Below are 20252 nucleotides of genomic sequence, written 5' to 3'. Positions count from 1 at the left end.
ATTAAGGAGGAAAATCTGTGTCAATTCAAAAAATTGATGGAAAACGTTTATCACAAATGATCATTCAAGGAGCCAATAATTTAACAAATAATGTTCAGCTTGTTGATGCATTAAACGTATTCCCAGTTCCAGATGGCGATACCGGTACAAACATGAACTTATCAATGACTTCAGGCGCACGTGAAGTGAAAGCAAATCCTTCACAGCATGCTGGTAAAGTCGGTGTAAGTTTAGCTAAAGGATTATTAATGGGAGCTCGTGGTAACTCTGGGGTTATTTTATCTCAGTTATTCCGTGGTTTCTCTAAATCCATTGAACAAAAAGAAGAATTAACGACAGTTGATTTTGCTGCAGCTTTAGAAGCTGGAGTAGAGGCAGCTTACAAAGCGGTTATGAAACCAATTGAAGGAACGATTTTAACGGTTGCAAGAGAAACGGGTAAATATGCAGTGACAGTTGCGAAAAAACAGCGCGACTTTGTTTTGTTTATGGAAGACGTTGTAAAAGAAGCAAACGCATCGTTAAATCGTACGCCAGATTTATTACCTGTATTAAAACAAGTTGGCGTTGTAGATAGCGGTGGTAAAGGTCTTGTTGTTGTATATGAAGGATTTTTAGCGGACTTAAAAGGAGAAACGATTTCTTCTAATATGCCTGCCCAACCATCTATGAATGACATGGTACGCGCAGAACATCACCGTAGTGTACAAAGCCAATTGAGTACAGAAGATATTAAGTATGGATATTGTACGGAATTCATGGTGAAATTAGAGCCTGAAAAAATGAAGGAACATAATTTCTCTGAACAAAAATTCCGTGAAGATATTAGTGTGTACGGAGATTCACTACTTGTTGTATCGGATGATGAGGTTGTAAAGGTTCATATTCATGCGGAACATCCTGGAGATCCTATGAACTATGGACAACGTTACGGTAGTCTAATTAAGATTAAAGTAGAAAATATGCGTGAACAGCATACTGCTTTATTAGATGAACCTATCATGGTGCCTGAACAAACGAATCAGCCGATAGAGAAACAACCGTATGGTATTGTAACTGTAGCTATGGGATCGGGTATTAAAACTCTATTTGAGAGCATTGGCGCAACGAAAGTTATCGAAGGTGGCCAAACGATGAATCCGAGTACGGAGGATATTGTGAAGGCGATTGAAGAGGCGAATGCTGAAAAAATCATCATCTTACCAAATAACGGGAATATCGTGATGGCAGCAGAACAAGCAGCGTCAGTTGTAGAACAAGAAGTTATTGTTATTCGTTCAAAAACAGTTCCTCAAGGTATGGCTGCCATGTTAGCATTTAATCCAGTTGGAACGCTAGAAGAGAATGAAGAAAACATGAAAGAAGCTTTAGCTCATGTGAAAACAGGTCAGATTACGTATGCTGTTCGTGATACGGAAATTGACGGTGTAGCGATTCAAAAAGATGATTTCATGTGTATTGCAGATGGGAAAATTGTATCTACAAATGCTGAGAAAGTAGGAGCTGCAAAGCAATTACTAGAAGCGCTAATTGATGAGGATTCTGAAATCGTAACGATTCTACAAGGTGAAGATGCAACAGATGAAGAAGTGGCTGAATTAGTTGCGTTTGTAGAAGAGAACTTTGAAGATACAGAAGTAGAAGTACATGCAGGGAACCAACCGGTGTATTCTTTCATCTTCTCTGTAGAATAAGAAAAGATTCGGTTTGAAAATAAATGGGTTACTTACTTGCTAATGGATAAGAAATAGTGATATGAAGTTTATTACTAGTTTTTATTCAAAAGGCTAGCATATTGATGATAGAAAAGAGCCTTGCTGCTAATAGTGAGGCTCTTTCTTTACGTATTGTACAACTTTGTTTTATCCCGCTATTTGTGGGCAGTAAAACTCCTACCCCTAAATTCGGCTGGAGCAAAGAAGTTAGATGGGAGGTTAACTGCCCGTAAACGCCCGATTGGTGAAGGCTAATAATCAGTGGGGGATGAACAAAACCCCCACCGATTATAGTTTCACTTTATATAGAGGGATTAGAGTAGTTTCTCTTAGAATGCCTATGATAGAATATATAAGGTGAAAGAGAGCGATTACAGATGTCAATGATATTAATGGATAATCAATAGAATGAATCAAAGAAAATAATGTGACGGAGCGTGAGAATCTTGAATGAAGTTGTACAAGTTCCTGTTACGGATGTAAAGGGAATCGGAGGAGAAACATCTGAGTTGTTACACGAGATGGGAATTTATACAGTTTCTCATCTATTAGAACATTTTCCGTACCGCTATGAAGACTATGCGATGAAAGATCTTGCTGAAGTAAAGCATGACGAGCGTGTAACGGTTGAGGGGAAAGTTCATAGTGCTCCTTTACTGCAATATTATGGGAAGAAGAAGTCACGTCTTACAGTTCGTGTTCTCGTCGGTCGTTATTTAATTACAGCTGTATGTTTTAATAGACCATACTATAAACAAAAGTTAAATTTAGAGGAAACGGTAACGATTACTGGTAAATGGGATCAGCATCGCCAAACAATTGCTGTATCAGAACTGAATTTTGGACCGGTTGTACGTCAACAAGAAGTAGAACCTGTATATTCAGTGAAAGGAAAACTGACAGTAAAACAGATGCGCCGTTTTGTTGCACAAGCATTTAAGGAGTATGGAGATTCTATAGTCGAAGTGTTACCAGATGGTTTGTTAAGTCGATATAAATTATTATCACGCTATGAAGCGCTCAGAGGGTTACATTTTCCAGTGGGACAGGAAGACTTAAAGCAAGCACGTCGCCGTTTTGTATATGAGGAGTTTTTCTTGTTTCAGTTGAAAATGCAAACATTACGGAAAATGGAAAGGGAAAACTCGAAAGGGACGAAAAAAGAAATTTCATTAGTAGAATTGCAAGAGTTTACTGATGCACTTCCATTTCCATTAACTGGCGCACAGCGCCGGGTTGTAGATGAAATAATGAAAGATATGACATCTCCTTATCGCATGAATCGATTATTGCAAGGGGATGTAGGTTCTGGGAAAACAGTTGTTGCTGCGATTGCTCTTTATGCGGCGAAATTGGCTCATTATCAAGGTGCTTTGATGGTTCCTACAGAAATTTTAGCCGAACAACATTATCAGTCGCTCGCGGAGACGTTTTCACATTTCGGTATGAAGGTTGAATTGCTAACAAGTTCTGTTAAAGGTGTGAGACGTCGAGAAATTTTGTCGAGATTAGAACAAGGAGAAGTAGACATCCTTGTTGGGACGCACGCTTTAATTCAAGATGAAGTGATATTTCATAGGTTAGGTCTCGTTATTACTGATGAACAGCATCGATTTGGTGTGGCGCAGCGCCGGGTTTTACGTGAGAAAGGTGAAAGTCCAGATGTGTTGTTTATGACGGCGACCCCAATCCCGCGTACGTTAGCTATCACTGCATTTGGAGAGATGGACGTTTCTATTATCGACGAAATGCCAGCTGGTAGAAAGGTAATCGAAACATATTGGGCAAAACATGATATGTTAGATCGTGTTCTCAGCTTTGTGGAGAAAGAGATAAAAAAAGGAAGACAGGCATATGTTATTTGCCCTCTTATTGAAGAGTCTGAGAAGCTTGATGTACAAAATGCTATCGACTTACATAGTATGCTGACTCATCATTATCAAGGGAAATGCCAAGTTGGATTAATGCATGGGAGACTATCATCTCAAGAAAAAGAAGAGATAATGGGACATTTTAGTGAAAATAAAGTACAAATTCTTGTGTCGACAACAGTTGTTGAAGTAGGTGTGAATGTACCAAATGCGACTGTTATGGTTATTTATGACGCGGAACGTTTCGGTTTATCACAGCTCCATCAGCTGAGGGGGCGTGTTGGGCGTGGTAGTGAACAATCATATTGTTTATTAATTGCGGACCCGAAATCAGAAACGGGAAAAGAAAGAATGCGCATAATGACTGAAACAAATGATGGATTTGTATTGTCAGAAAAAGATTTAGAGTTACGAGGTCCTGGGGATTTCTTTGGAAGTAAGCAAAGTGGTCTACCAGAATTTAAGGTTGCTGATATGGTGCATGATTATCGGGCGTTAGAAACAGCAAGACAAGATGCGGCGATACTAGTTGATTCAGAAGCGTTTTGGCATAATGATCAGTATGCTTCGCTGCGTACTTATCTTGATGGGACAGGTGTGTTCCAGGGAGAGAAGCTCGATTAAAAGTAGTCTGCGAAAGTTTTTGTTGCATTCTACTTTTAATGATTATATACTACTTTTAGTACCTAGTCATAAAAAATGGATGGTGCGGTATGAAAAAAAGAAGAAGTAAAAAAGAAAGACAAGAATTATTACAACAAACAATAGAAACGAATCCTTTTATAACGGATGAAGATTTAGCAGAAAAATTTCAAGTGAGCATACAAACTGTTCGTCTTGATCGTATGGAATTATCTATTCCTGAATTAAGAGAACGAATTAAGTATGTGGCTACAAAACAACATGAAGAAGATGTGAAATCTTTACCGTTAGAAGAGGTTGTCGGAGAAATTATTGATATAGAATTAGATAGACATGCAATTTCTATCTTTGAAGTAAAGATAGAAGATGTATTTAAAAGAAATCAAATTGCTCGTGGGCATCATTTGTTTGCACAAGCAAACTCACTAGCTGTTGCGGTTATTGATGAAGAATTAGCTTTAACTGCAAAGTCCACCATTCGATATATTCGTCCTGTAAAATTAGGAGAGCGTGTTGTCGCAAAAGCACGTGTTGAAGATGTAGAGAATGATAAAGGACGGACGGTTGTCAAAGTGCGTAGCTTTGTTGGAGAAGAACTTGTTTTTACAGGCACTTTTGAAATGTATCGATCTAGTAATTATAGTGAGGAAGGTAACAACTTATGAAAATCGCAATAGATGCAATGGGCGGCGATCATGCACCAAAGGCTGTAGTATTAGGAGCAATGAAAGCTATTAAGGAATACCCAGATTTACATATTACGTTAGTAGGGAAAGAAGAGGGGATTCGTCAATATTTAACGAGTGAAGAGCGAATTACTATACTTCATACGGACGAAAAAATCGAATCTACAGATGAACCAGTAAGAGCGGTTCGTCGAAAAAAGCAAGCTTCAATGGTACTAGCGGCGCAGCAAGTAAAAGATGGTGTAGCGGATGCTTGTATATCAGCAGGTAGTACAGGAGCTTTAATGGCGGCTGGATTGTTTGTTGTCGGTCGTATGGAAGGGATTGAACGACCAGCTTTATCACCTACAATGCCAACTGTTGACGGAGAAGGTTTTGTTATGTTAGATGTTGGAGCAAATGTTGATGCAAAACCAATTCATTTATATCAATATGCAGTAATGGGCTCTGTTTACGCAGAGAAGGTAAGAGGGATTAAAAACCCTCGCGTTGGACTTTTAAACGTTGGAACAGAAGATGGTAAAGGAAACGAGCTTTCAAAACAAGTCTTCGCTATGCTCAAGGATGCACCAATTAATTTCGTTGGAAATGTTGAATCAAGAGATTTATTGCAAGGTGTAGCAGACGTTGTTGTATGTGATGGCTTTACGGGTAATGTAGCGCTGAAATCATTAGAAGGAACAGCACTTGCGTTATTTTCTATGTTAAAAGAGCAATTAATGAGTTCGTTTACGAGCAAATTAGCAGCGGCGGTATTAAAACCAAAACTTATGGTATTGAAAGATAAAATGGATTATTCGGAGTATGGAGGAGCGGCGTTGTTTGGATTGAAAGCTCCTGTCATTAAGGCTCACGGTTCTTCTAATGACCAATCGATATTTAGTGCGATTCGTCAAACGAGAGAAATGGTAGCGAAAGAAGTAATTCCTACAATTTCAAGTGTAATGGAGAAGGAGCCGCTTCAATAAGAGGAGGATTTGAAATGGGAAAAATAGCATTTCTTTTTCCGGGCCAAGGTTCACAGGCAGTTGGAATGGGTAGACAGTTAGCGGAGAATAATAAAGAGGTTGCGAAAGTGTTTGCAAAAGCGGATGAGGTTTTGCATGATTCTCTTTCAGAAGTGATTTTTGAAGGACCGCAGGAAAAGTTAACATTAACGACAAATGCGCAGCCGGCACTATTAACAACGAGCTTTGCGATTTTAGCAGCTTTGAAGGATTATGATATTACACCTGATTTTGTCGCAGGACATAGTTTAGGTGAATATAGCGCTCTTGTAGCAGCGGGTGCATTAACATTCGAAGACGCTGTATATGCTGTAAGGAAACGTGGAGAATATATGGAAGAAGCTGTTCCAGGCGGGGAAGGTGCAATGGCAGCTATTTTAGGTGCAGATCCGGATATGCTGAAACGAGTTACAGAAGAAGTAACAAGTGAAGGATACGCAGTGCAAATTGCCAATATGAATAGTACGAAGCAAATTGTTATTTCTGGAACAAAGCAAGGAGTAGAACTTGCTTCTCAAAGAGCGAAAGAAAATGGTGCTAAAAGAGCAATTCCGCTCAAAGTAAGCGGACCGTTTCATTCCTCGCTTATGAAACCAGCTGCTGAGAAATTCCAAAGTGTTTTAAATGAAATTAAAATTCAAGACACGAATATTCCTGTTATTGCAAATGTTACGGCAGATGTTATTACACGTGGTACAGATATTCAAGAAAAGCTAATTGAACAGCTCTATTCGCCTGTATTATGGTACCCATCTATTGAGTATATGGTGAATCAAGGGGTAGATACATTTATTGAAATTGGACCTGGAAAAGTACTTGCTGGTCTTATGAAGTCGATTGATTCTTCAGTGAAAGCATATGCGATATATGATGAAGAGACATTAAAAGATACCATTTCAAATTTGAGAGGAGAAAGCTGATGTTAAAAGGGAAAGTAGCATTAGTAACTGGTGCTTCACGTGGGATTGGTCGTGCGATTGCCATTGATTTAGCGAAACAAGGGGCAAATGTTGTAGTAAATTATGCTGGTAATGAGCAAAAGGCGAATGAAGTAGTTGATGAAATAAAGAAATTAGGTTCAGATGCCATTGCAGTAAGAGCAGATGTTGCAAATGCTGATGATGTTACTGCAATGGTGAAACAAACTGTAGATACGTTTGGACAAGTTGATATTCTTGTAAATAACGCTGGTGTAACAAAAGATAATTTATTAATGCGTATGAAAGAAGAAGAATGGGATACAGTTATTAATACAAACTTAAAAGGTGTTTTCTTATGTACGAAAGCAGTATCGCGCTATATGATGCGTCAACGTCATGGACGTATTATTAATATCGCTTCTGTTGTTGGTGTAACAGGAAACCCAGGACAAGCAAATTATGTTGCTGCTAAAGCTGGTGTAATTGGATTAACAAAAACATCAGCAAAAGAATTAGCGAGCCGAAATATTACTGTAAATGCAATTGCTCCAGGGTTTATTGCGACTGATATGACGGATGTATTAGATGAAAATATAAAAGCCGAAATGTTAAAATTAATTCCTGCAGCTCAGTTTGGGGAAGCACAAGATATCGCAAATACTGTAACGTTTTTCGCTTCTGATCAAAGTAAATATGTTACAGGTCAAACGTTAAATGTTGATGGCGGTATGGTAATGTAATAAAAGAATCGATTTCACCTAGTTTTTTTGGACAATATTTTATATAATATTTGAGGGGAGGTGAATAGAATGGCAGATGTTTTAGAGCGTGTAACAAAAATTGTCGTTGATCGTTTAGGAGTAGAAGAAACTGAAGTAGTACCAGCTGCAAGCTTCAAAGAAGATTTAGGCGCAGACTCCCTAGATGTAGTAGAACTTGTAATGCAATTAGAAGATGAATTCGAAATGGAAATTTCTGATGAAGATGCTGAAAAGATTGCTACTGTTGGCGATGCTGTGACTTACATAGAGAGTCATCTATAATGCTTAAGTGAAGTCCCGTTTTTTAACGGGGCTTCTCGGCTTATATCTGGAGGGACCTATGCCGTACCGAAAACATAGAGAAAAAAAATACGAAGCAAAATATCGTGAAGCTTTTAAAGTATTTCAAGAAAAGATAGGTATTACGTTTACAGATGAAAAATTATTGATTCAAGCATTTACGCATTCATCGTATGTGAATGAGCATCGAAAAAAACCGCATGAGGACAATGAGCGTCTTGAATTTCTTGGCGATGCTGTATTGGAACTCACTGTATCACAGTATCTGTTTCAAAAATATCCGACAATGAGCGAAGGAGAGTTAACAAAACTACGTGCAGCTATTGTATGTGAGCCATCTCTTGTTCGTTTTGCAAACGAAATGTCATTTGGTAGCCTTGTTTTATTAGGAAAAGGTGAGGAAATGACGGGTGGACGTGAACGACCAGCTTTATTAGCGGATGTCTTTGAAGCGTTTATTGGTGCCCTTTATCTTGATCAAGGGCTAGAAACAGTTTGGGGATACTTAAAAGAAGTTGTATATCCAAAAATTAATGAAGGTGCTTTTTCTCATGTGATGGATTATAAGAGTCAATTGCAAGAATTGATTCAGCGTGATGGTAGTGGCAATATTGAGTATCAAATTTTGCAAGAAAAAGGACCGGCCCACAACCGAGAATTTGTGTCTCGTGTAACTTTAAATAATGAGACATTAGGTCTTGGAAGTGGTAAGTCAAAAAAAGAGGCAGAGCAACAAGCTGCTGCAGAAGCATTGAAAAAATTAAAAGAACAATCATGAGGAATCCCCCTTTGAATGAGGGGGATTCCTTATGCATAGAATGAAACTTTCCTTTTATTTATAAATAAAAGGAGTGGGAAATCCGTATAGTAGCTTGTTTTCGTACAGACAACGTTTACAACAACGGAGAATAGGAGGAAGGCCTTTCGTGTTTTTAAAAAGATTAGAAATAGCAGGATTTAAATCTTTTGCTGAGCGTGTATCTGTCGATTTTGTTCCAGGTGTAACTTCTGTAGTGGGACCTAACGGGAGCGGGAAAAGTAATATTACTGATGCAATTCGCTGGGTACTTGGTGAACAATCTGCAAAGTCATTACGCGGTGCAAAGATGGAGGATATTATTTTTGCCGGCAGTGATACGAGAAGAGCGGTTAATGTTGCTGAAGTTACATTAACTTTAAATAATGAAGACCAACGCTTACCGATTGAGTATAACGAGGTGTGTGTAACGCGTCGTGTATCTCGTTCGGGTGATAGTGATTTTTATATTAATAAACAATCTTGTAGATTGAAAGATATTATTGATTTATTTATGGACTCTGGTATGGGAAGAGAAGCTTTTTCAATTATTAGCCAGGGGAAAGTCGAAGAGATTTTGAGTAGTAAATCAGAAGAACGTCGTGGTGTATTTGAAGAAGCTGCGGGTGTGCTGAAATACAAACTTCGTAAAAAGAAAGCCGAAGGGAAATTGGCGGAAACACAAGAAAACTTAAATCGTGTACAAGATATTATTCACGAATTAAGTAGTCAAGTAGAACCACTAGAAAGACAAGCTTCTATTGCTAAAGATTATCTTGAGAAAAAAGAAGAATTAGAGAAAGTAGAAGCTGCGCTTATTGTACATGAAATTGAAGAATTACATGAAAAGTGGGAAGCGCTTAGAAATCAATTTGGGCATAATAAAGATGAAGAAGCTAAAATGTCGGCGAACTTACAAAAAAGTGAAGAAGAGCTTGAGGAATTACGCGGGCAATTACAAGCCGTTGATGAATCTGTAAATTCCTTACAAGAAGTTCTACTTCTGTCTAGTAAAGAACTAGAAAAACTAGAAGGGCAACGCGAGCTGTTAAAGGAAAGAAAGCAAAATGCAACGACACATTGTGCGCAGCTTGAAAAGCTAATTGTTGAGTTAACAGAGAAAGCTACAAGTTATGATGGCGAAATTGAAACAAGTACAGAAGCGTTAATGCAATTTGTGAATCAAGTAAAAGAATTGGAGAAGAAATTGCATGATAACGAGCAATTACTTGCGACTTTTGCTGAGAATTTAGAGGAGCAAATTGAGAATTTAAAAGGTGACTACATTGAACTTTTAAATCAACAAGCAAGTCTTCGTAATGAATTATCTATGATTGAAGAACAATCAAAACAACAAAACTCTAAAAACGAACGACTTGATGAAGAAAATGAAAAGTATGTACAGATGCGTGTGGGAATTACAGCGAAAAAGGCGAAACTTGTAGAAAGTTATGAGCAAGCGAGAGAGAAAATAGCTGGCATTATTTCTAACATACAGAAGACAGAAACGGCACTTGGGAAATGTAAGTCACAGTATAGTGAAAATGAAACGAAACTGTATCAAGCGTATCAATTTGTGCAACAGGCGCGCTCTCGGAAAGAAATGTTAGAAGAGATGCAAGAGGACTACTCTGGATTCTATCAAGGGGTACGTGAAGTATTAAAGGCTAGAGAAAATAGGCTACAAGGTATTGAGGGAGCTGTTGCAGAACTTCTGACTGTGCCGAAAGAATATGAAATCGCAATGGAAATCGCCCTTGGGGCAGCGATGCAACATATCGTAGTACAAACAGAAGAACATGCTCGTAATGCAATTGCATTTTTAAAGCAAAATAAACATGGCCGTGCAACGTTTTTACCTCAAGCTGTTATTAAAAGCCGATCGCTATCATTTGATCAATTACGCATTGTGAATCAGCATCCATCGTTTGTCGGTGTAGCGGCAGAGCTTGTGCAGTACAATAATAAATATGAGAATGTAGTTTCAAGTTTATTAGGTACAGTTGTTGTTGCGAAAGATTTACGCGGAGCAAATGAGTTAGCGAAACAACTGCAATACCGCTATCGTATTGTAACACTCGAAGGTGACGTAGTGAATCCGGGTGGTTCTATGACGGGTGGAGCTGTAAAACAGGCGAAATCCTCTTTATTGGGACGTCAACGTGAACTTGAAGAGTGGACTAAAAAGCTAACCGACATGGAAGAAAAAACAACGAAGCTAGAAAACTTTGTTAAAGCAGTAAAGCAAGAGATTCAAGAAAAAGAAGTACAAATACGAGAGCTACGCCAAGGTGTAGAGACCGAACGTGTAGATGAACAGAAGCTAAGAGAAGAAATTAATCGTTTAGAATTAGATGAACATCGTATTAATGATCGTTTATCGATTTACGATTTAGAGATTGAAGGATTTTTACAAGATCAAGTAAAAATGCAAGGGCGTAAAGAAGAGTTAGAAAAGATTTTAGCGACTCTTCAAGCTGAGATTGGGGAATTAGATAGCAAAATCGTCGTTTTAACGAAACAAAAAAGTGAACAACATTCTTCAAAAGAAAAAGTTCAGAAGGAAATGACGGAGCTAAAAGTGCAAGCTGCTGAACAACAACAACGTTTGTCTAATCAAAAAGAAAAAGTCGAACGATTGACGAAGGAAAAAGAAGAGACTGATGCGACGCTTGTAAAAACGAAAGAAGATTTAGCGTTCTTAAAGCAAGAGATGACATCTAATTCAAGTGGCGAAGAACAAATTACGAATATGATTGAGAAGAAAGCGTATGATCGTAATCAAACTTCGGAGTTAATTCGTTCTCGTCGTGAACAACGCGTATCATTGCAAGAAAGAGTCGAGAATTTAGAGCGCGGTACGAAAGAAACGATAGGTAAACATAAATATATTCTTGAGATGCTGAAAGATCAAGAAGTGAAAATTAACCGACTTGATGTAGAGCTAGAAAATAGGTTGCAGCATTTACGTGAAACATATACTATTTCATTTGAAGCAGCAAAACTTAAGTATACAATGATGATGCCTGCAGAAGAGGCACGTAAAAAGGTGAAACTAATTAAACTATCCATCGAAGAGTTAGGTGCAGTAAATTTAGGGGCAATTGATGAGTATGAACGTGTAGCAGAGCGCCATACATTCTTATTAGAGCAAAGAGATGACCTAGAAGAAGCGAAATCGACATTGCATCAACTTATTACGGAAATGGATGAAGAGATGAAAAAACGCTTTTCTACTACGTTCGAAGGGATTCGAACAGAGTTTCAATCTGTATTCTCTGAATTATTCGGGGGCGGTAGAGCGGATTTAGTAATGACAAATCCAGAAGATTTACTAAATACTGGTATTGATATTGTAGCGCAACCACCAGGGAAGAAACTACAAAATTTAGGTTTACTTTCAGGGGGAGAGCGTGCTTTAACGGCAATTGCGCTCTTATTTGGTATTTTAAAAGTACGCCCAGTTCCATTCTGTGTGCTAGATGAAGTAGAAGCAGCTCTTGATGAGGCAAACGTTGCTCGTTTTGCGCAGTATTTAAAGAAATTTAGTGATGAAACACAGTTTATTGTAATTACACACCGAAAAGGTACAATGGAAGAGTCGGATGTATTGTACGGTGTAACAATGCAAGAATCAGGGGTGTCGAAGCTTGTTTCTGTTCGTTTAGATGATGGCGAAGAACTTGTTGCAAGTAGATAGGAAGGATGGGAAGTATGAGTTTTTTAAAAAAATTAAAAGAAAAAATTTCAAAACAAACGGATACGGTAACAGAGAAGTTTAAACAAGGATTAGAAAAAACGAGAAATTCATTTGCTGATAAAGTAAATGACTTAGTGTACCGTTACCGTAAAATAGACGAAGATTTCTTTGAGGAATTAGAAGAAATTTTAATTAGTGCGGATGTCGGAGTTTCGACAGTGATGGAATTAATTGATCAGTTGAAAGAAGAAGTGCAACGTCGTAACATTCAGGATCCGAAAGAAGTACAGGCTGTTATTTCTGAAAAGCTAGTGGGAATTTACAAAGGTGACAGCGACTTTAGTAATGAAGTTAATATACAAGAGGATCAATTAACAGTAGTGTTATTTGTTGGTGTTAATGGTGTGGGGAAAACGACGACGATTGGTAAGCTTGCACATAAATTTAAATCAGAAGGTAAGTCTGTCCTATTGGCGGCAGGAGATACATTCCGTGCTGGGGCGATTGAACAATTAGAAGTATGGGGCGATCGTGTTGGTGTAGAAGTAATTAAACAAGGATCAGGATCTGACCCAGCGGCGGTTATGTATGATGCTGTACAAGCGGCAAAGGCCCGTAAAGTGGATGTATTGCTATGTGATACAGCAGGACGCTTACAAAATAAAGTAAACTTAATGAAAGAGTTAGAGAAAGTGAAGCGCGTAATTGAGCGTGAAGTACCAGGGGCTCCGCATGAAGTATTACTAGTTATTGATGCAACAACAGGACAAAATGGTTTAAGCCAAGCGAAAACATTCCGTGAAGCAACGAATGTTACTGGTATTGTTTTAACGAAGTTAGATGGAACTGCTAAAGGTGGTATCGTCTTAGCGATTCGTAACGAAATGGATGTTCCGGTGAAATTTGTTGGGCTAGGAGAGCAAATGGATGATCTGCAGCAGTTTGATCCAGAACAATATGTTTATGGTTTGTTTGCGAACTTAGTAGAAACAGAAGAAGTGTAAGTGAAAGAAGCGGTATTTCCGCTTCTTTTTTTATAAAAAAATGTGATGTTAAGAAAAAAACTTGACACTCTTTTGTACTCCATGTAAACTAAATCATGTAAAGGGAAATCACTTAACAAAGGATGATCCAACATGCTCGAGAAAACAACGAGAATGAACTATTTATTTGATTTTTATCAATCGTTGTTAACGCAAAAACAAAGAAGTTATATGTCGCTTTATTATCTAGATGATTTATCTCTTGGTGAAATTGCGGAAGAATTTGATGTAAGTCGCCAAGCCGTGTATGATAACATTAAACGGACTGAAGCGATGCTTGAAGAATATGAAGATAAATTAGTATTACTTCAAAAGTTTCAAGAGCGACAGCGACTTGTTGCAAAGCTAAAACAGCTAATCAGCGAAGAAGAGCATGTGAATGAAGAAATGAAACAAGTTGTTGAAGCTATCGAAAAATTAGATTAGGAGGGCGGCAATATGGCATTTGAAGGATTAGCCGACCGACTTCAACAGACAATGCAAAAAATCCGCGGCAAAGGAAAAGTTTCTGAAGCCGATGTGAAAGAAATGATGAGAGAAGTTCGTCTAGCTCTTTTAGAAGCGGATGTTAACTTTAAAGTAGTAAAAGATTTTATAAAGCGTGTGTCTGAGCGTGCTGTCGGACAAGATGTAATGAAAAGTTTGACACCTGGACAACAAGTAATTAAAATCGTACAGGAAGAACTTACAGAACTTATGGGCGGAGAGCAAAGCAAAATTGCTGTTGCTAATAAGCCACCTACTGTTATAATGATGGTTGGTCTGCAAGGTGCGGGTAAAACAACGACGACAGGTAAGCTTGCGAATTTGCTTCGTAAAAAGCATAATCGTAAACCGATGCTTGTTGCAGCGGATATTTACCGTCCAGCAGCGATTAAACAGCTTGAAACATTAGGGAAGCAATTGGACATGCCTGTTTTCTCCTTAGGAGATCAAGTAAGTCCGGTTGAAATTGCGAAACAAGCGATTGCGAAAGCAAAAGAAGATCATCACGATTATGTTTTAATCGATACAGCGGGTCGCCTGCATATTGATGAAGAACTAATGGATGAATTAGCGAAAGTCAAAGAAGTTGCGAAACCGGATGAAATTTTCCTTGTTGTCGATGCGATGACAGGACAAGACGCGGTAAATGTAGCACAAAGTTTCCATGAACAGTTAGGATTAACAGGTGTTGTATTAACGAAATTAGATGGTGATACGCGCGGTGGTGCGGCATTATCTATTAAGGCTGTAACAAATACACCAATTAAATTTGCTGGTATGGGTGAAAAACTAGATGCAATTGAAGCGTTCCATCCAGAACGTATGGCATCCCGTATTTTAGGGATGGGCGACGTCTTAACATTAATTGAAAAAGCGCAAGCTACAGTTGATGAAGAGAAAGCAAAAGAACTTGAGCAAAAAATGCGTACGCTTTCGTTTACGCTTGACGATTTCCTAGAACAACTTGGACAAGTGCGTCAACTTGGACCGCTTGACGAATTGTTAGGAATGCTTCCTGGTGCAAATAAAATTAAAGGGCTGAAAAATGCACAAGTTGATGAAAAACAAATTGGGCATATTGAGGCAATTATTCGTTCTATGACTAAAGTAGAACGAGAACAACCGGAAATAATCAATGCTAGTCGTAAAAAGCGCATTGCCAAAGGTAGCGGTACAACAGTACAAGAAATCAATCGTCTAATCAAGCAATTTGATGATATGAAAAAAATGATGAAGACGATGACGGGAATGCAAAAAGGTAAGAAAAAAGGACTAGGTGGATTGAAGTTTCCATTCATGTAAGGAAAAAAGATGGCTCTGTTAAGAAAAAACACTTTACAAAGCAATAGTCTTTTTGCTAATATAATTATCTGTGTGAAATAAATTCGGAGGTGCTTTATAAATGGCAGTTAAAATTCGTTTAAAACGTATGGGAGCTAAAAAAACTCCTTTCTATCGTGTAGTTGTTGCAGATTCTCGTTCTCCTCGTGACGGACGTTTCATTGAGGAAATCGGTACTTACAATCCGGTTTCTCAACCAGCGGAAGTTAAGATCAACGAAGAAGCAGCATTAAAATGGTTAGGAAATGGTGCTAAACCATCTGATACAGTTCGTAACCTTTTCTCTAACCAAGGTATCATGGAGAAATTCCACTTATCTAAACAAGGTAAGTAATTGAGGCAATGACAATGAAAATGTTAGTCGAGACAATTGTTAAACCTCTTGTGGATCATCCTGGAGATGTAAAAGTTACACAGGAACTTTGCAACGGAGAAATAAAGTATCGATTAACTGTACATCCTGAGGATGTTGGAAAAGTCATTGGAAAGCAAGGGAAAGTTGCGAAAGCGATTCGAATGCTCTTGTATTCAGTGGGACATCATAATGATGAGAACGTCACACTGGAAATTCAATAAACGTAAAAAGGGCGAGGAGTTATTTCCTCTCCCTTTTTTAACATTTAAAGAGAAATTGCATGTTCCATATATGAAATGGAAATGCTTAATTTATATAGAAATCAGGGGTGACATACTATTTATGACAAAATGGTTTAACGTAGGGAAAATTGTAAATACTCATGGCGTAAAAGGAGAAATTCGTGTTGTTTCTCGTACTGATTTTCCAGAAGAGCGATATAAAGTAGGGAACACGTTATACATATGGGATGAGAAAGGTACAGACTATCTTACAGTGAAGGTAACTTCTCATCGTCAACATAAGACATTTGATTTATTAACACTTGAAGGATACAACAATGTAGATGAAGTAGAGAAGTTTAAAGGTTCTTTAATAAAAGTACCAGAAGAGCAGTTAGGCGAACTAGCTGAAGGTGAATACTACTACCATGAAATTATTGGTTGCAACGTTGTAACGGAAGAAGGAGAAGCGTTAGGGACAATCAAAGAGGTTCTATCTCCTGGTGCGAATGACGTTTGGGTGATTAAACGTCCAAAGGGTCAAGAGCTTTTAATTCCTTATATTGATGACGTTGTACTTCAAGTTAACATTGAAAATAAATTAGTAACCATTCATGTAATGGAAGGGCTACTATAATGAAAATTGACATTTTAACATTGTTTCCAGATATGTTTACGGGTGTATTTGGGTCTTCAATTTTAAAGAAAGCACAAGAAAAAGAAGCGGTAGAGCTTCGTGTTGTCAATTTCCGTGAGTATACAACTAGTAAGCATAATAGTGTAGATGATTATCCGTATGGTGGGGGCGCTGGTATGGTATTAACCCCGCAGCCTATCTTTGATGCAGTAGAAGAGTTAACGAAGGAAACAGATCGTAAGCCGAGAATCGTCTTAATGTGTCCACAAGGAGAGCGTTTCACGCAGAAGAAGGCAGAAGAGCTTGCTGGAGAAGAGCATGTTATTTTTGTATGTGGCCATTATGAGGGATACGATGAACGAATTCGTGAGCATCTTGTAACAGATGAGATTTCTATTGGGGATTACGTATTAACGGGTGGAGAATTGGCTTCTATGGTAGTCACTGACAGTGTTGTACGTCTTTTGCCAGGAGTGCTTGGGAATCAAACGTCACAAGTGGAAGACTCTTTTAGCACAGGTTTGTTAGAGCACCCGCATTATACACGTCCTGCTGATTTTCGTGGTATGAAGGTACCGGATGTACTAATGTCAGGAAATCATAAAAACATTGATGAATGGCGCCATAAAGAGTCACTACGTCGTACGTACACACGTAGACCGGATTTACTGGAAGAACGAGAATTATCTAAGCAAGAAGAGAAATGGCTGGAACAGGTTAAAGAAGGCCGATAAGGGCTTGATATATTTTCTATTGCAACAGTCCTAGCAATATGCTATTATAACATTTGTGCTACTGAAATCAGTAGCCATATTAACGATGTTCCGCTGTAATTTAATAAGACTTTATAAGAGCATCTGTTTAAAGGAGAGAATTTAATATGCAACAATTAATCACAGAAATCACAAAAGGCCAATTAAAAACTGACCTTCCTTCATTCCGTCCTGGAGACACTTTACGTGTACACGTAAAAGTAGTTGAGGGAACTCGTGAAAGAATTCAGCTTTTCGAAGGTGTTGTAATTAAACGTCGTGGTGGCGGAATCAGTGAAACATTCACAGTTCGTAAGATTTCTTACGGTGTAGGTGTTGAGCGTACATTCCCAGTTCACACGCCAAGAATCGCGAACATCGAAGTACTTCGCCGTGGTAAAGTACGTCGTGCTAAGTTATACTACTTACGTAACCTTCGCGGTAAAAAAGCACGTATTAAAGAAATTCGATAAGACATGTATGGGAGCTTGTAAATACACAAGCTCCCTTTTTCCAATCTATATGAAATTTTGGTATAATACGAGCAGCTTACATAACTGTGGAGGGGAAAGCATGAAGAAAGAGAAGAGCTCACTTTGGGAATGGATCAAAGCAATTTTGATTGCTGTTGTATTAGCGGGTGTAATTAGACAGTTTTTCTTTGCCCCAATTCTCGTAGATGGTGTATCGATGTCGCCGACTTTACATGACCGTGACCGAATGATTGTTAATAAAATTGGCTATCACATAGGTGATCCGAAACGCTTTGATATTATTGTATTCCGAGCGACGGAAGAAAAAGATTATATTAAGCGTATTATTGGCCTGCCAGGCGACGAAATCGAATACCGTAATGATAAACTATATGTTAACGGGAAACCTTATGAGGAGCCGTATTTAGATAAGCAGAAAAAGCAACTTGCTGACGGACCGCTTACATATGATTTTACTCTTGAAGAAATGACAGGAAAGAAAACTGTTCCAGAAGGTCAATTATTTGTTTTAGGCGATAATCGTCGTTTTAGTAAAGATAGCCGTTCGATTGGTACAATTTCAATGGACCAAGTGATTGGTAAAGCAAATATGCTATATTGGCCGTTAAAAGATGCACGTATTGTGAAATAAAAGAAAAAGAAGGTGGCAACATGGTAATCCAATGGTTCCCGGGACATATGGCAAAGGCTAGACGCCAAGTAACAGAAAAATTAAAGTTAATTGATGTTGTAATTGAGCTTGTAGATGCTCGATTACCTTTATCTTCTCGTAATCCAATGATTGATGAAATTATTACGCATAAACCAAGGCTTGTTGTTTTAAATAAAGCGGATATGGCGGATGATCGTCTTACAAAGCAGTGGATTGCATATTTTGATGAAAGAGGTCAAAAGGCAATTTCAATTAATGCGCAAGCTGGACAAGGTATGAAAGAAATTGCAGCAGCTTGTAAAGTGCTTGTCAAAGAAAAATTCGATAAAATGGTTGCTAAAGGCATTAGACCAAGAGCAATTCGTGCTTTAATTGTAGGTATTCCAAACGTTGGTAAATCTACACTGATTAATAAATTAGCGAAGAAGAATATAGCAAAAACAGGAGATCGTCCTGGTGTGACAACGGCCCAGCAGTGGATTAAAGTTGGGAAAGAAATGGAATTATTAGATACACCAGGTATTTTGTGGCCTAAATTTGAAGATGAATTAGTTGGTCTTCGTTTAGCGACGACTGGTGCAATTAAAGATTCTATATTAAATCTACAGGATGTAGCTATTTATGCGTTACGTTTTATGGAAAAACATTATCCGGAACGTTTAAAAGAGCGATATAAGTTAAATGACATTCCAGAAGAAATTGTGGAGTTATTTGATGCAATTGGAAAAAACAGAGGTTGCTTAATGGGCGGCGGAATGATTGATTATGATAAAACATCTGAGCTTATACTTCGTGAGCTTCGTGGTGGAAGATTTGGAAAAATGACATTTGAAACACCAGAAGAGTTTGCGGAGCAGGTGGAAGATGTAGAAAAAGTAGAAGAAGTATAAGACGTGCGTTTGTACGTCTTTTCTTTTTGGTTACGTTTAAAAGGAGTGTAAATGGATGCAAAAAATGACTATTCAAGAAGCGGAATGTTTGCTGCAAGAAATTATGAGTGAAGAAGACGAGCGTTTTCAAATGTTAGTGAAAGATGAGCGAAAAGGTGTTCAAAAACTAATTTTGAAGTGGTATAAACAAAAAGAGTTAGCACAAAAAGAAAGAGAAAAATTTCTAGAAATGTCAAAGTATGAAAATGAGTTACGTGAAAAGGGCTTCACATACATTGCTGGCATTGATGAAGTGGGCCGTGGGCCGCTAGCAGGACCAGTTGTGACGGCGGCTGTCGTCCTTCCAGAAGATTTTTATATTCCAGGGTTAAATGACTCGAAAAAATTAAGTGAAGCGAAACGTGAGCGTTTTTATGATGAAATTAAAGAGCATGCAATTGCGATTGGAGTGGGAATTGTATCACCGCAAGTTATTGATGAAATAAATATTTATCAAGCGACGAAGCAAGCGATGTTAGATGCGGTTGCTAATTTATCATGTACACCAGAATATTTATTAATCGATGCGATGAAGCTTCCTACATCAATTCCGCAAACATCAATCATTAAAGGTGATGCGAAAAGTGTCTCTATTTCAGCTGCATCTATTATTGCGAAAGTGACGAGAGATCGCATGATGAAAGAGTTAGGAGGAAAATATCCTGCATATGGATTTGAACAACATATGGGATATGGGACGAAACAGCATTTAGAAGCGATTGAAGTACATGGAGTATTAGAGGAACATCGAAAATCATTCGCGCCAATTAAAGATATGATTAAAAAATAAGCTGTATATTCACAGCTTATTTTTTATTTTGGTATATAAACATTATTATTTTCGAAAAAGAATAAAGCGATTTCAGTTTTCTGACACTTTATTGTAGACAGCGTGCCAATCATCTTATACAATGGCAATGTAATGTTTTTTAAACATTAAAAAA

20 protein-coding genes are annotated in these 20252 nt (G+C 38.1%); all 20 read left to right on the top strand.

Annotated features, from left to right (window positions below):
- Positions 1-17 precede the first annotated feature (17 nt).
- The 20 genes from FT637_RS01410 (at position 18) to FT637_RS01315 (ending at position 20098) form a co-directional block, all read left to right on the top strand.
- Positions 18-1694, top strand: a complete 1677-nt coding sequence (locus FT637_RS01410; protein ID WP_193644860.1) for a DAK2 domain-containing protein — start codon at positions 18-20, stop codon at positions 1692-1694.
- 467 nt (positions 1695-2161) lie between these two features.
- A complete protein-coding gene (gene recG, locus FT637_RS01405) occupies positions 2162-4210 on the top strand; it encodes an ATP-dependent DNA helicase RecG (protein ID WP_193644859.1) in 2049 nt (682 codons plus the stop codon).
- An 89-nt stretch (positions 4211-4299) separates the two neighbouring features.
- Positions 4300-4893, top strand: coding sequence for a transcription factor FapR (fapR, locus tag FT637_RS01400; protein WP_193644858.1), 594 nt, complete (start codon positions 4300-4302; stop codon positions 4891-4893).
- Complete coding sequence (gene plsX / locus FT637_RS01395) at positions 4890-5882, top strand: phosphate acyltransferase PlsX (RefSeq protein WP_193644857.1); 993 nt, start codon at positions 4890-4892, stop codon at positions 5880-5882. The genes fapR and plsX overlap by 4 nt, the downstream gene beginning before the upstream one ends.
- A 14-nt stretch (positions 5883-5896) precedes the next feature.
- Positions 5897-6841: an ACP S-malonyltransferase gene (gene fabD / locus FT637_RS01390; RefSeq protein WP_193644856.1), complete on the top strand. Its 945-nt coding sequence runs from the start codon at positions 5897-5899 to the stop codon at positions 6839-6841.
- The gene (gene fabG, locus FT637_RS01385) at positions 6841-7581 is read left to right on the top strand and encodes a 3-oxoacyl-[acyl-carrier-protein] reductase (protein WP_002014514.1); all 741 of its coding nucleotides are present in this window, start codon (positions 6841-6843) and stop codon (positions 7579-7581) included. Before fabD ends, fabG begins: the two co-directional genes overlap by 1 nt.
- Positions 7582-7650: 69 nt before the next feature.
- On the top strand, positions 7651-7884 hold the full coding sequence (gene acpP, locus FT637_RS01380; RefSeq protein ID WP_002014515.1) for an acyl carrier protein: 234 nt from the start codon (positions 7651-7653) through the stop codon (positions 7882-7884).
- Between the two features lie 58 nt (positions 7885-7942).
- Positions 7943-8680: a ribonuclease III gene (gene rncS, locus FT637_RS01375; RefSeq protein WP_193644855.1), complete on the top strand. Its 738-nt coding sequence runs from the start codon at positions 7943-7945 to the stop codon at positions 8678-8680.
- Between the two features lie 148 nt (positions 8681-8828).
- Entirely contained in the window at positions 8829-12398 is a 3570-nt protein-coding gene (gene smc / locus FT637_RS01370) for a chromosome segregation protein SMC (protein WP_193644854.1), read from the top strand.
- A 14-nt stretch (positions 12399-12412) separates the two neighbouring features.
- Positions 12413-13402, top strand: a complete 990-nt coding sequence (gene ftsY, locus FT637_RS01365; protein ID WP_002160733.1) for a signal recognition particle-docking protein FtsY — start codon at positions 12413-12415, stop codon at positions 13400-13402.
- Between the two features lie 132 nt (positions 13403-13534).
- A complete protein-coding gene (locus FT637_RS01360) occupies positions 13535-13867 on the top strand; it encodes a putative DNA-binding protein (protein WP_000891061.1) in 333 nt (110 codons plus the stop codon).
- Between the two features lie 12 nt (positions 13868-13879).
- A complete protein-coding gene (gene ffh / locus FT637_RS01355; protein WP_002111383.1) occupies positions 13880-15229 on the top strand; it encodes a signal recognition particle protein in 1350 nt (449 codons plus the stop codon).
- A 100-nt stretch (positions 15230-15329) separates the two neighbouring features.
- Positions 15330-15602 (top strand): 30S ribosomal protein S16, encoded by a 273-nt coding sequence (gene rpsP / locus FT637_RS01350; protein WP_016106002.1) that lies wholly within the window; start codon positions 15330-15332, stop codon positions 15600-15602.
- Positions 15603-15616: 14 nt separating this feature from the next.
- Positions 15617-15844 (top strand): KH domain-containing protein, encoded by a 228-nt coding sequence (locus tag FT637_RS01345; RefSeq protein ID WP_002088196.1) that lies wholly within the window; start codon positions 15617-15619, stop codon positions 15842-15844.
- 121 nt (positions 15845-15965) lie between these two features.
- Positions 15966-16481 carry a ribosome maturation factor RimM gene (gene rimM, locus FT637_RS01340; protein WP_193644853.1) on the top strand — a complete coding sequence of 172 codons (516 nt, stop codon included), beginning with the start codon at positions 15966-15968 and terminating at the stop codon, positions 16479-16481.
- Entirely contained in the window at positions 16481-17215 is a 735-nt protein-coding gene (gene trmD, locus FT637_RS01335; protein WP_193644852.1) for a tRNA (guanosine(37)-N1)-methyltransferase TrmD, read from the top strand. Before rimM ends, trmD begins: the two co-directional genes overlap by 1 nt.
- Before the next feature lie 146 nt (positions 17216-17361).
- Entirely contained in the window at positions 17362-17706 is a 345-nt protein-coding gene (gene rplS, locus FT637_RS01330; protein ID WP_002014524.1) for a 50S ribosomal protein L19, read from the top strand.
- 100 nt (positions 17707-17806) lie between these two features.
- The gene (lepB, locus tag FT637_RS01325) at positions 17807-18358 is read left to right on the top strand and encodes a signal peptidase I (protein WP_002066791.1); all 552 of its coding nucleotides are present in this window, start codon (positions 17807-17809) and stop codon (positions 18356-18358) included.
- Between the two features lie 20 nt (positions 18359-18378).
- Positions 18379-19269 carry a ribosome biogenesis GTPase YlqF gene (ylqF, locus tag FT637_RS01320; protein ID WP_002066792.1) on the top strand — a complete coding sequence of 297 codons (891 nt, stop codon included), beginning with the start codon at positions 18379-18381 and terminating at the stop codon, positions 19267-19269.
- A 55-nt stretch (positions 19270-19324) separates the two neighbouring features.
- Positions 19325-20098 (top strand): ribonuclease HII, encoded by a 774-nt coding sequence (locus tag FT637_RS01315; protein ID WP_193644851.1) that lies wholly within the window; start codon positions 19325-19327, stop codon positions 20096-20098.
- Positions 20099-20252: the final 154 nt, after the last annotated feature.

The organism is Bacillus cereus (assembly GCF_015071065.1).
In the GTDB taxonomy this organism is placed as follows: Bacteria; Bacillota; Bacilli; order Bacillales; family Bacillaceae_G; genus Bacillus_A; species Bacillus_A cereus_BA.
Note: the sequence above shows the minus strand (reverse complement) of the source record. Positions and strands in the feature narration are given on the sequence as shown.